General features: G+C 73.3%; 10 protein-coding genes. 8 read left to right on the top strand and 2 right to left on the bottom strand.

The window, feature by feature from the left end; all coding sequences use genetic code 11:
- Positions 1–27 precede the first annotated feature (27 nt).
- The 6 genes from fdh (at position 28) to FB554_RS03025 (ending at position 7,671) form a co-directional block, all read left to right on the top strand.
- Positions 28–3,342: a formate dehydrogenase gene (fdh, locus tag FB554_RS03000; protein ID WP_268885469.1), complete on the top strand. Its 3,315-nt coding sequence runs from the start codon at positions 28–30 to the stop codon at positions 3,340–3,342.
- Positions 3,335–4,336, top strand: a complete 1,002-nt coding sequence (locus FB554_RS03005) for a 4Fe-4S dicluster domain-containing protein (RefSeq protein ID WP_142004572.1) — start codon at positions 3,335–3,337, stop codon at positions 4,334–4,336. Before fdh ends, FB554_RS03005 begins: the two co-directional genes overlap by 8 nt.
- Positions 4,336–5,439 (top strand): NrfD/PsrC family molybdoenzyme membrane anchor subunit, encoded by a 1,104-nt coding sequence (nrfD, locus tag FB554_RS03010; RefSeq protein ID WP_142004573.1) that lies wholly within the window; start codon positions 4,336–4,338, stop codon positions 5,437–5,439. The genes FB554_RS03005 and nrfD overlap by 1 nt, the downstream gene beginning before the upstream one ends.
- Before the next feature lie 184 nt (positions 5,440–5,623).
- Positions 5,624–6,925 carry a uracil-xanthine permease family protein gene (locus tag FB554_RS03015; RefSeq protein ID WP_420809456.1) on the top strand — a complete coding sequence of 434 codons (1,302 nt, stop codon included), beginning with the start codon at positions 5,624–5,626 and terminating at the stop codon, positions 6,923–6,925.
- A 32-nt stretch (positions 6,926–6,957) separates the two neighbouring features.
- Entirely contained in the window at positions 6,958–7,227 is a 270-nt protein-coding gene (locus FB554_RS03020) for a F0F1 ATP synthase subunit epsilon (protein ID WP_142004574.1), read from the top strand.
- 18 nt (positions 7,228–7,245) lie between these two features.
- Positions 7,246–7,671, top strand: a complete 426-nt coding sequence (locus FB554_RS03025) for a DUF2550 family protein (protein ID WP_142004575.1) — start codon at positions 7,246–7,248, stop codon at positions 7,669–7,671.
- Between the two features lie 15 nt (positions 7,672–7,686).
- Here the strand turns inward: FB554_RS03025 and FB554_RS03030 are convergent, their stop codons facing one another.
- Positions 7,687–8,295 (bottom strand): cob(I)yrinic acid a,c-diamide adenosyltransferase, encoded by a 609-nt coding sequence (locus FB554_RS03030; RefSeq protein ID WP_142004576.1) that lies wholly within the window; start codon positions 8,293–8,295, stop codon positions 7,687–7,689.
- A gap of 111 nt (positions 8,296–8,406) precedes the next feature.
- Here FB554_RS03030 and FB554_RS03035 point away from each other — a divergent pair, with 111 nt between their 5' ends.
- Positions 8,407–8,766: an STAS domain-containing protein gene (locus FB554_RS03035; protein ID WP_236022243.1), complete on the top strand. Its 360-nt coding sequence runs from the start codon at positions 8,407–8,409 to the stop codon at positions 8,764–8,766.
- A 33-nt stretch (positions 8,767–8,799) separates the two neighbouring features.
- On the opposite strand, the gene FB554_RS03040 is transcribed toward FB554_RS03035, so the two are convergent.
- The gene (locus FB554_RS03040; RefSeq protein ID WP_142004577.1) at positions 8,800–10,326 is read right to left on the bottom strand and encodes a gamma-glutamyltransferase; all 1,527 of its coding nucleotides are present in this window, start codon (positions 10,324–10,326) and stop codon (positions 8,800–8,802) included.
- Between the two features lie 33 nt (positions 10,327–10,359).
- Between FB554_RS03040 and FB554_RS03045 the strand changes: the two genes are divergently transcribed.
- Positions 10,360–12,189 carry a gamma-glutamyltransferase family protein gene (locus FB554_RS03045; RefSeq protein ID WP_142004578.1) on the top strand — a complete coding sequence of 610 codons (1,830 nt, stop codon included), beginning with the start codon at positions 10,360–10,362 and terminating at the stop codon, positions 12,187–12,189.
- Positions 12,190–12,212 lie beyond the last annotated feature (23 nt).

Here is a 12,212-nt window from a genome sequence, read left to right on the forward strand (position 1 = left end):
TGCTCCCGGTGGGTTAGGGTCGGGCTCGTGGCCGAGAAGTTGTTCCTCGAGTGGCCGGTCCTGCGACAGCTGAGGTCCGGTGACTGGTTCGGTCGTGGACCCACGTCCACGTCGAAGAAGACGCGCGCGATCCAGCCGCGCACCGCCACCGCCGACCGGGTCGTGCAGAGCGTCTGCCCGTTCTGCGCCGTCGGCTGCGGCCAACGGGTGTACGTCAAGGACGAGCGCGTCATCGGCATCGAGGGCGACCCCGACTCGCCGATCTCCCGCGGGCGGCTGTGCCCCAAGGGCGCCTCCAGCGAGCAGCTGGTCAACAACCCGCTGCGCCAGACCACGATCCGTTACCGCGCGCCGTACGCCACCGACTGGCAGGACCTGGACCTGGACACCGCGATCGACATGATCGCCGACCGGTTCCTGGAGTCGCGTCGCCGCGGGTGGCAGGAGCTCGACGACGAGGGCCGCAAGCTGCGCCGCACGATGGCGATCGCCTCGCTCGGCGGCGCGACCCTCGACAACGAAGAGAACTACCTGATCAAGAAGCTGTTCACCGCAGCAGGCGCGATCCAGATCGAGAACCAAGCTCGCATTTGACACTCCGCCACCGTCCCCGGTCTGGGGGCTTCTTACGGTCGAGGCGGCGCGACCCAGTCGCTGCAGGACATGGCCAACGCCGACTGCGTCATCCTCATGGGCGGCAACATGGCCGAGGCGCACCCGGTGGGCTTCCAGTGGGTCTCCGAGGCGCAGGCCAAGGGGGCCAGGGTCATCCACATCGACCCCCGCTTCACGCGCACCGGAGCGGTGGCCGACCGGCACGTGCCGATCCGCGCAGGGTCCGACGTCGTGCTGCTCGGCGCGCTGATCAACCACGTGCTGAGCAACGACCTGTACTTCCGTGACTACGTCGTGGCCTACACCAACGCCGCGACGCTGGTGAACGAGAGCTACCGCGACCCCGAGGACCTCGGCGGGCTGTTCTCCGGCTTCGACCCCGAGACCGGCACGTACGACCCGGCGAGCTGGGCGTACGACCACCCCGACGTGGAGCAGGGCACGGTCGACTCTCCCGGCAAGGACGAGGACGGCGCCGAGGCGACCGCCCGTGCCGCGGGTGACCAGCACGGGTCGGGAGGCCCGTCGCTGGAGAGCGCCGAGGTGCTGCGCGACGAGACGCTGGAGCACCCGCGCACGGTCTTCCAGATCCTCAAGCGGCACTACGCGCGCTACACCCCCGAGATGGTGCGCGACATGTGCGGCATCAGCCTCGAGGACTTCGCCTACGTCGCCGAGTCGATCACCAGCAACTCCGGCCGCGAGCGGACGACCTGCTTCGGCTATGCCACCGGCTGGACCCAGCACACGTTCGGCGCGCAGTTCATCCGCACCGCCGCGATCCTGCAGCTGCTGCTCGGCAACGTGGGCCGCCCCGGCAGCGGGATCATGGCGCTGCGCGGGCACGCCAGCATCCAGGGCTCGACCGACATCCCGACGCTGTTCAACCTGCTGCCGGGCTACCTGCCGATGCCCTCGGCCGGCCAGCACGACACGTTCCAGGACTACCTCAGCTCGCTGTTCTCCAAGGAGCAGAAGGGCTACTGGGCCTACGCCGACACCTACGCCGTGAGCCTGCTCAAGGCGTGGTTCGGCGACGCGGCGACGGCCGAGAACGACTGGTGCTACGACTACCTGCCGCGTCTCACCGGGCCCGCGGGGACGTACCAGACGACGGTCAACATGCTCGACGACGTGGTCGAGGGCTACTTCGTGCTCGGCCAGAACCCGGCCGTCGGCTCGGCGAACGGGCGGCAGGCGCGGCTGGGCATGTCGCACCTGAAGTGGCTGGTCGTGCGCGACCTGAACATGATCGAGTCGGCGACCTGGTGGAAGGACAGCCCCGAGATCGCCTCGGGCGAGCTGCGCACCGAGGACATCGGCACCGAGGTGTTCTTCCTGCCCGCGGCCACCCACGTGGAGAAGGCCGGATCGTTCACCCAGACCCAGCGGATGCTGCAGTGGCGCCACCAGGCGGTGCAGCCGCCGGGCCAGGCGCAGAGCGAGCTGGACTTCTTCTTCGAGCTGGGCCGGCGCATCCGCGCGCGGCTGGCCGACTCGACCGACGAGCGCGACCGTCCGCTGCTGGACATGACCTGGGACTACCCGCTCGACGCGCACGGCAACCCCGACCCCGAGGCGGTGATGTCGGAGATCAACGGCTTCTACGTCTCCGGTCCCGACAAGGGCAAGAACCTGTCGGCCTACGGCGAGATGCGGGCCGACGGCTCGACCGCCGGCGGCTGCTGGATCTACACCGGCGTGTACGCCGACGGCACCAACCACGCCGCCCGCCGGGTGCCGCAGGGCGGGCCGGGGCAGGCGCAGTCGGAGTGGGGCTGGGCCTGGCCCGCCGACCGGCGGATCCTGTACAACCGCGCCTCGGCCGACCCCGAGGGCAAGCCGTGGAGCGAGCGCAAGAAGTACCTGTGGTGGGACGAGCAGGAGCAGCGCTGGGTCGGTCCCGACGTGCCCGACTTCCCGGCCGACAAGGCGCCGGGGGAGCGACCTCCGGTCGGAGTGGGCGGGGCCGAGGGCCTCGCCGGTGACGACCCGTTCATCATGCAGGCCGACGGCAAGGGCTGGTTGTTCGCGCCGCGCGGTCTGGTCGACGGGCCGCTGCCGACGCACTACGAGCCGCAGGAGTCGCCGGTCGACAACGCGCTCTACCCGCAGCAGCAGGCGCCGGCTCGCATCATGTTCCCGCGCGAGGACAACCTCGACGCCCCCAGCGCGGGGGAGCCCGGGGTGGAGGTCTACCCGTTCGTCTTCACGACCTACCGCCTCACCGAGCACCACACCGCGGGCGGCATGAGCCGCTGGTCGCCGTTCCTGGCCGAGCTGCAGCCGGAGATGTTCTGCGAGATCTCGCCGGCGCTGGCCGCCGAGCGCGGCCTGACCAACGGCGGGTGGGCGACGATCGTCTCGCCGCGCGCCGCGATCGAGGCGCGGGTGCTGGTCACCGACCGCATGACGCCGCTGCGCATCAACGGCCGGGCGGTGCACCAGGTGGGGCTGCCCTACCACTGGGGAGTCGGGACCGAGGCGGTCGTGCAGGGTGACGCCGCGAACGACCTGATCGGCGTCACGCTCGACCCGAACACCCAGATCCAGGAGTCCAAGGTCGGCTCGTGCGACATCGTCGCCGGCCGCCGGCCGCGCGGCGCGGCGCTGCTGCAGCTGGTGCGCGACTACCAGGAGCGCGCGGGCGCCACGACCCAGACCGACAACGTCCGGCTCACCGAGCAGCCGACCAGTCCCGAGGAGGGAAGGACGACCGATGGGTGAGTTCTCCGGCCCGTCCGACCCCGCACCCGACGCGGGGTGGACGGACGACCTGCCGCGCAAGGGCTTCTTCACCGACACCTCGATCTGCATCGGGTGCAAGGCCTGCGAGGTGGCCTGCAAGGAGTGGAACCACAACCCGCGCGACGGCGACCTGGAGCTGTCCGGGATGTCGTACGACAACACCGAGCAGCTCGGTGCGAGCACGTGGCGGCACGTGGCCTTCATCGAGCAGGGGCGTGAGCGCATCGAGGAGGCGCGGGCCAGCGGCCAGCAGCTGATCGACCTCGGCATGCCGCGGGTGGGGCCTCCCGAGACCCGCGCCGCCGCGCAGACCGACACGCTCGTCGACACCACGCCGCCGGACACCCCGGAGTTCCGCTGGCTGATGTCGTCCGACGTGTGCAAGCACTGCACGCACGCCGGCTGCCTCGACGTGTGCCCGACGGGCGCGCTGTTCCGCACCGAGTTCGGCACGGTCGTCATCCAGGACGACGTGTGCAACGGCTGCGGCACCTGCGTGGCCGGCTGCCCGTTCGGGGTGGTCGAGCGGCGCAGCGACGGCACGGCCGCGCCCAAGACCGACAAGCGCGGCCCGCGCGAGCAGCCCGACGTGCCCAACGTGGGCGTCGCCCAGAAGTGCACCCTGTGCTACGACCGGCTGCTCGACGACGAGACGCCGGCGTGCGCCAAGACCTGCCCCACGACGTCGATCAAGTTCGGCGACCACGACGACCTCGTGGTGACCGCGCACGAGCGGCTCGCCGAGCTGCAGGCGCAGGGCCGCACCGAGGCGCGGCTCTACGGCGCCAACGAGCACGACGGCGTCGGCGGCACCGGGTCGGTCTTCCTGCTGCTGGACGAGCCCGAGGTCTACGGCCTGCCGCCCGACCCGCGGGTGCCCACCGCGGACCTGCCGGAGATGTACAAGCGGGTCGGCATGGCCATGGCCGGGATGGCCGCGGCCGCCGCGCTCGCCTTCGTGAAGGGAGGGTGATGACCACCTCGGAGTTCGACGCCTACCGCCCGCCGGAGAAGCCCCGGCGCCGGTTCGGACGTCGCCCCGGTGGACGGCGCCGGCACGGCAACCTCGGCACCCAGCCCGGGGGCGACGGCACCCGCGAGGTGCCGATGGTGCCCGACGCCGAGTTCGTCTCCTACTACGGCAAGCCGGTCGTCAAGCCGCCGCCGTGGGAGTGGCCGGTCGCGCTCTACCTGTTCGTCGGCGGGGTCGCCGGCGGCTCCGGCGTGATCGCCGCCGGCGCGCAGCTGGCCGGGCTCGACACGCTGCGCCGCAACGCCCGGCTCGGGGCGATGACCGCGGTCGGCATCTCCGGTGCCGCGCTGGTCGCCGACCTCGGCCGGCCGGAGCGGTTCTACAACATGCTGCGCACGTTCAAGATCACCTCGCCGATGAGCGTCGGCTCGTGGATCCTCACCGGGTTCAGCTCGGGCATGGGCGTCGCCGTCGCGAACGAGGTGGACCGGATCAGCGGCAACCGGCTGCCGATCGGCCCGGTGCGTCCGGTGCTGCGCGCCGTCGAGGGTCCGGCCGGCATCGGTGCCGGCGTCTTCGGGCCGCCGCTCGCCGGCTACACCGCCGCGCTGCTGTCCAACACCGCCGTCCCGACCTGGAACGGCGCCTACAAGCACCTGCCGTTCGTCTTCGCCAGCTCCGCGAGCCTGGCCTCCGGCGGCCTCGCGATGGTCACCACGCCGACCTCGCAGACCCGGCCGGCGCGCACGCTCGCCGCCATCGGCTGCGCCGCCGACCTGGTCGCCACCAAGGTCATGGAGCGCCAGATGGACCCGGTGCTGGTCGAGCCGCTGCACCACGGCACCCCCGGGAAGCTGCTGCGCTGGAGCGAGCGGCTCGTGGTGGCCGGCGGCATCGGCACCCTGTTCGCCGGTCGGTCGCGCGCGGTCGCCGTGGCCTCGGGCCTGGCGCTGATGACCGCCTCGGCGTTCACCCGGTTCGGGGTGTTCGAGGCCGGGCTGGAGTCGGCCAAGGACCCGCGCTACACCATCGAGCCGCAGAAGCGCCGGCTAGCCGCCCGCCGCGCCGCCGGCATCACGGGCGACTCCATCACCACCGCCTGACCCGCCCGCCCCACCCCGCCCCACCAGCATCAGGGCGCAGGTACCCCACCCGGAGGTGCGCCTCCACCCGCGCATGAAACCGGGTTACGTGCGTTTGACCTCGATGCATCAGGGTCAAACGCACCTAACCCGGTTTCATGCGGGCGTTCTCCGGAGCTGCGGCGGTGGTCCCTAGACTGCCGCGGTGATCCAAGGACTGGGCCGGCTCGGCCTGAGCTGGAGCGTGCACGGAGGCGACGGCCGGTTGCGGCCCGGCGAGGTCGTACGTCCGGGGGAGCGGCTGACCTGGCCGCGCACCGTCGGCATCGGGGCCCAGCACGTGGTGGCCATGTTCGGCGCGACGTTCCTGGTGCCGCTGATCACCGGCTTCCCGCCGGCGACGACGCTGTTCTTCTCCGCGGTCGGCACGATGATCTTCCTGGTCGTCACCGCCGGCCGGGTGCCGTCCTACCTCGGCAGCTCGTTCGCCTTCCTGGCGCCGATCGGCGCGGCCAAGGCCGAGCACGGGATGGCCGGGGCGCTCGGCGGCGTGGTGCTCACCGGCATCGCCCTGGCGGCCGTCGGGCTCGTCGTCCAGGCGGCCGGCGCCGGGTGGCTGCGGGCGCTGATGCCGCCGGTCGTCACCGGCGCCATCGTGGCCCTCATCGGCCTCAACCTCGCGCCCGCGGCCAAGGACAACTTCGTGAAGTCGCCGCTCACGGCGCTCGCGACCCTCGTGGTGATCCTGCTCGTCACGGTGCTGGCGCGCGGCATCCTCGGCCGGCTCTCGATCCTGGTGGGCGTCGTCGCGGGGTACGCCGTCGCGGCCGTGCGCGGGGAGGTCGACCTGGCCGCCGTGGGCCGGGCCGGCTGGGTCGGGCTGCCGGAGTTCACCACTCCGACCTTCCACCTGGACACCGTGGGCCTGTTCGTGCCGGTCGTGCTGGTGCTGGTCGCCGAGAACATCGGCCACGTGAAGTCGGTCGCCCAGATGACCGGTGACGACCTCGACCCGATGTCCGGGCGGGCGCTGATGGGCGACGGGCTGGCCACGACGCTCGCCGGGCTCGGCGGCGGGTCGGGCACGACGACGTACGCCGAGAACATCGGGGTCATGGCCGCCACGAAGGTCTACTCCACCGCGGCCTACTGGGTCGCCGCGCTCGTCGCGCTCGGGCTGTCGTTCTCGCCCAAGTTCGGCGCCGCGATCTCGACCGTGCCGCCGGGGGTGCTCGGCGGGGCCGCCGTCGTGCTCTACGGGATGATCGGGCTGCTCGGCGCGCGGATCTGGGTCGAGAACCGGGTCGACCTCGGCAACCCGGTGAACCTGATGACCTGCGCCGTGGCGCTGATCATCGGCATCGCCGACTTCACCTGGCAGGTCGGCGAGCTGCAGTTCGCGGGCATCGCGCTCGGCACCGGGGCGGCGCTGCTGACCTATCACGTGATGCGCGCGTTCGCCCGGCTGACCCGAGCGGTGCCCGACCCGCAGGCGCCGGTACGATAGTTGAAACGCTGCCCCACCCATCGGAGGATCCCGTGAGCCAGCTGACCGTCGAGGTCGTCGCCGCCGACCGCAAGGTCTGGGAGGGCGAGGCCAGCCGGGTGACCGCTCGCACGCTCGACGGCGAGCTGGGCATCCTGCCCGGCCACGAGCCGATGCTGTCGCTGCTCGCGGAGAGCGACGTCAAGGTCGAGCCGCTCGACGGCTCCACCCGCACGGTCCACGTCGACGGCGGTTTCCTCTCGGTCGACCACGACACCGTGCGGATCGTGTCCGAGACGATCACCGACGGCGCCTCGGCCTGACCGAGGCGGTGTGACCGGGTGGGCGAGCTGGTCGTCACAGGAGAGATCCTCGGCGGCCTGCTGCTGCTCTTCGCCCTGATCCTGGCCCTGCTGCTCCTGCGCCGCTCGCGCATCTCCCGCGGCGGGCCGATGGTCCTGATGTCGCTGCACCGCGACGGCTCCTGGCGCTCGGGCATGGCCCGCGTCGGCGGCGAGGACATCGCCTGGTTCCCGTTGTTCGGGGTCACCACGCGCCCCGCGGCCCAGTGGGAGCGCGGCCGGCTCGCGCTCGGCGTGCCGCGCGACAGCGACTACCGCCCCACCGGCATGCCCGACCCGGTGCTCGTGCCGCTCGAGCTGCCCGAGCAGACCGTCGACGTGGTGCTCAGCCGCGCCGACTACACCGCGGTGCGGTCGTGGTCGGAGTCGGCGCCCCCGGGGCTCAACGCCAACAACGTGGCCTAGCGCCCGGGCGCGCGCTCAGCGCTCGCCGCCGGGCACCCAGGGCACGTCGCCCTGGGGCAGGTTGGCGACCCGGCCGAGGATGAACAGCAGGTCGGAGAGCCGGTTGAGGTACTGCGCGGTCAGCGGGTTGACCCCGCCGACGCCGCGCTCGCTGCCCGCGGAGGCGACCTCGGTGCCGTACTGCTCGATGGCGGCCCAGGTGGCGCGCTCGGCCCGGCGGACGACCGTGCGGGCGACGTGCAGCTGCGCCGCGGCGGGGGTGCCACCGGGCAGGATGAACGAGCGCATCGGCTCCAGGCCCTCGTTGTAGGTGTCGCACGCCTCCTCCAGCGCGTCGATCCACTCCTGCTGCACCCGCAGCGGCGGGTGCTCGGGGTTCTCGACCAGCGGGGTGCACAGGTCGGCGCCCACGTCGAACAGGTCGTTCTGCACCCGGGTGAGCAGCGCGCGTACGTCCTCGGCCACCTCGGTGGTCGCGAGGACCACGCCGATGCTGCTGTTCGCCTCGTCGGTGTCGGCGTAGGCCACCAGCCGCGGGTCGGTCTTGGACGTGCGGCTGAAGTCGCCGAGCGCCGTCGTGCCCTTGTCGCCGGTGCGGGTGTAGATCCGGGTGAGGTTGACCATGGCGACGATCGTCGCAGACCCGTGACGAGATCGTGACCGCAGCACAGGGCAACTCGTGGGCTCGTCGTGCGTCAATACGCATACACGCGACGGACGACGATCGGGGACGTGATGCGGGGGCACACGGCGAGGGACCAGGTCACGGCGACGATGGACGTCGAGGGCATCACGCTGCAGGGCAGTCTGGGGGTGGCGACCGCCGCCGACGTGCGCGCGCTGCTGCACACCGCGATCGACACCGGCTCGGGCGACCTGGTGCTGCACCTCGGCGAGGCCGAGGTCGAGGACGCCACCGGCCTGGGCGTGATCGTCGAGGCCCACCGGCGGGCCCGGCGGGCGGGGCGTCAGGTGGTCATCGCCGACGCCACGCCGCGCATGCGCCGGCTGCTGCGGGCCACGAAGCTCAGCCGGATCATCCCGACGGCCCCGGTGGCCGAGGCCGTCGCGGTCGCCGGCCCGGTCCCGGCCTGAGCCGGGTCACCCGGTTCGCCGGGCCCGGCCGGTTCACCCCACGGCGGTCGCTGCGGCCCGGCGCGGGTCGCCCGCGGCGCTGAGGTCGCCCTCGCGCGACACGAGCGCGCCGCCCACGCCGCCGAAGTACATCGCGACCGGGTCGTGCACGTTGCTCGGCCAGCCCAGAGCCTGGACCGCGGCGTCGATGCGCGGGTCGGGCTCGTGCTCGACCACCACCTCGTCGCCGGCGAGCACCCGCAGGTGCAGGCGCGGGTGGTCGATGGCCTGCTGCAGCCCCAGCCCGCCGCACAGGAACCACGCGAGCGTCTGCTGCAGCGCGGTGGTGATCCGGTCGGCCCCGGGGCTGCCGACCGCCAGGGTCGAGCCGTCGGGGTGGCGCGCGGTCGTGGGGGCCATGTTCGACGCCAGGCGGGTGCCCGGCGGCAGGGCGTGCACCCCGTGCCGGTTGAGCTCGGGCTCGCCCAGCGAGTTGTTGAGCAGCAGGCCGGTGCCCGGCACCGTGACGCCGGAGGAGTAGCCCGAGGAGGCGGTGATCGCGCAGGCCAGGCCGTCGGAGTCGACCGCCGACACGTGGGCGGTGTTGGGGGAGCGGGGGACGCGGTTCAGCGACAGCGCGTCCAGCGAGGCGAGCAGCTCGGGCCCGGCCACCTCGAGATCGGCGGCGGTGTCGAGGTTGTCGCGGCGATAGGTCAGCACCTCCCGCTGCACCCGGGCCAGGGTCTCCGGGTCCGGGGTGCCGTCGCCCATCAGGCGCAGCATCGTGGCCAGCACCGGGCCGCCGATCGACGGCGGCGGGTTGGTGGCCACCTGCCAGTCGCCGACCGCGCTGAGCGTCGCGGGGCGCACGACCACCTCGTAGTCGGCGAGGTCGGCGCGGGTGACGAGCCCGTCGAGCTCCTGCAGGTGGTCGGCGATGCGGTGGGCGAGGTCGCCGCGGTAGAGCGGCGCGGTGCCTTCCTCCGCCAGCTGCGTCAGCACTCGGGCCATGTCGGGGTTGGTCAGCGCCGCCCCCGGCCCGTGCGGCACGCCGTCGTCGGTGAGCGCGGCCCGGGTGTCGGGGTCGAACGTGAACAGCCCCTCGCCCACCTGCTGCAGGTAGCTGCCGGCGGCCGCGCCGACCCGCCACCCGCGGTCGGCGACGTGGATGGCCGGCGCGAGCACCTGCGCCCACGACGCCCCGCCGAACATCTCGTGCGCGCGCTCCATCGCGGCGAACGCGCCCGGGGTCGCCACGGACCCGGCGCCGGCCTGGATCTCCATGCCGCCGGCGTAGTCGAGCCAGACGTTGCGCACGCCTCGGCCGAACCGCTCGGGCGGCAGTCCGCGTCCGGGCATCTCGGCGTTGCCGTCGACGACCACCGGGTCGCCCTGCACCGGCCAGACCGCGACGAACGCGCCGCCCATCGCACTGACGATGCCGGGCTCGCTGACGAAGGTGACGGCCATGGCGGCCAGGGCCGCGTCGACGGCGGTGCCGCCGAGGGCGACGGCGTCGACACCCGCCTGGGCGGCGAGGGCGTTGGGGGCGGCCACGGCCGTACGTCGTGCTCGGGTCATGCGGGCGATTCTGCACCGTAGGTTGGACCGACCATGACGACATTCACCACTCGACCCACGCTGGCCGGAACCTTCGGGATGGCCGCGAGCACCCACTGGAGCGCGACGGCCACGGCGATGAGCGTGCTGGAGCGGGGCGGCAACGCCGTCGACGCGGCGTGCGCCGCGGGCTTCGTGCTGCAGGTGGTCGAGCCGCACCTCAATGGCCCCGGGGGCGACGCCCCGATCATCGTCTCGGTGCGCGGGGAGCGACCCCGCGTGCTGTGCGGGCAGGGTGTCGCCCCGGCGGGCGCGTCGGCCGAGCACTACCGGGGGCTGGGGCTGGACCTGGTGCCCGGCACCGGCCCGCTCGCCGCGGCCGTCCCCGGGGCCGTCGAGGCGTGGCTGGTGCTGCTGCGCGACCACGGCAGCTGGCCGCTGCGCGACGTGCTCGACCACGCCATCGGTCTCGCCGAGCGCGGGCACCCGTTCCTGGAGCGGGCGAGCGGCACGGTCGCCTCGGTGCGCGACCTGTTCACCGAGCACTGGCCGACGTCGGCGCAGGTGTGGCTCCCCGGCGGCGCGGTGCCGGCCCCGGGGCGGTTGTTCACCAACCCGGCGCTGGCCGCGACGTGGCAGCGGGTGCTGCGCGAGGCCGAGGCCGCCGGCGCCGACCGCGAGGCGCAGATCGAGGCCGCGCTGCGCACCTGGAAGACCGGCTTCGTCGCCGAGGCGATGGTGCGCACCGCGCAGACGCCCGCGATGGACTCCAGCGGCGAGCCGCACGCCGGCACGATGACGGCCGACGACCTGGCCGCGCCGCAGGCCCGCTGGGAGGACACGGTCGACGAGCGCTGGGGCGACTGGACGGTGCACAAGGCGGGGGCGTGGAGCCAGGGCCCGGCCTTCCTGCAGCAGCTGCAGCTGCTGAACGACGTTGCGCCGCAAGACATCTCGGACTTCGACCCCGATCTGATGCACCGGCTGGTGGAGGGCACCAAGCTCGCGCTGGCCGACCGCGACGCCTGGTTCGGCGACGCCGCGCCGGTCGACGTCGCCGCGCTGCTCGACCCCGGCTACGCCCGCGCGCGGGCCGGGCTGATCGGCGAGAAGGCGTCGGGCGAGTGGCGGCCGGGGCAGCCGTACGGCCGGGAGGCGCAGCTGCCCGCGCACGTCCGGCGGTTGCTGAGCGGCGACGTGGTGCCGGTCCGGGGCGAGGGCGCGGGCGAACCCACCGTGCAGGACCACGCGGCCCCGCGGGTCGACCGCGTCGGGCGCACGGCCGGCGACACGTGCCACCTCGACGTCGTCGACCGCTGGGGGACGATGGTGTCGGCGACGCCGAGCGGCGGCTGGCTGCAGTCCAACCCGGTCGTGCCCGAGCTCGGCTTCCCGCTCGGGACCCGGCTGCAGATGACCTGGCTCGACGAGGGGCTGCCGAACACCCTGACGCCGGGCCGTCGGCCGCGCACGACGCTGAGCCCGTCGATGGCCTCGCTCGGCGGGGTGCCGACGATGGCGTTCGGCACGCCGGGCGGCGACCAGCAGGACCAGTGGTCGTTCCACCTGTTCCTGCGGGTGGCGGCCGGCCACGCGCGCACGGGCGAGCTCGACCTGCAGGGCGGCATCGACGCACCCGACTGGCACACGGACGCGCTGATCGGGTCGTTCTGGCCACGGGCGTACGTGCCGAGATCCGTCGTGCTGGAAGCGAACCACGGGCCGGGCGTGGCTGCGGCGCTGCGCGCTCGCGGGCACCAGGTGAGCGTCGGACCGGCGTGGTCGGAGGGCCGGCTGAGCGCGGTGGCGCGCGACCCCGAGACGGGGATGCTCTATGCCGGTGCCAACCCGCGAGGGATGCAGGGGTACGCCGCCGGGCGCTGACATTCGGGTCCGTAGGGAGGTTC

It is taken from the genome of Barrientosiimonas humi (assembly GCF_006716095.1).
Lineage (GTDB): Bacteria > Actinomycetota > Actinomycetes > Actinomycetales > Dermatophilaceae > Barrientosiimonas > Barrientosiimonas humi.

What these genes read in the sequence shown, in the direction of transcription:
- FB554_RS03005 (WP_142004572.1), top strand. Translation starts at nt 3,335, where the DNA reads ATGGGTGAGTTCTCCGGCCCGTCCGACCCCGCACCCGACGCGGGGTGG.
- nrfD (WP_142004573.1), top strand. Translation starts at nt 4,336, where the DNA reads ATGACCACCTCGGAGTTCGACGCCTACCGCCCGCCGGAGAAGCCCCGG.
- FB554_RS03030 (WP_142004576.1), bottom strand. Translation starts at nt 8,295, where the DNA reads ATGGTCAACCTCACCCGGATCTACACCCGCACCGGCGACAAGGGCACG.
- FB554_RS03035 (WP_236022243.1), top strand. Translation starts at nt 8,407, where the DNA reads ATGCGGGGGCACACGGCGAGGGACCAGGTCACGGCGACGATGGACGTC.
- FB554_RS03040 (WP_142004577.1), bottom strand. Translation starts at nt 10,326, where the DNA reads ATGACCCGAGCACGACGTACGGCCGTGGCCGCCCCCAACGCCCTCGCC.
- FB554_RS03045 (WP_142004578.1), top strand. Translation starts at nt 10,360, where the DNA reads ATGACGACATTCACCACTCGACCCACGCTGGCCGGAACCTTCGGGATG.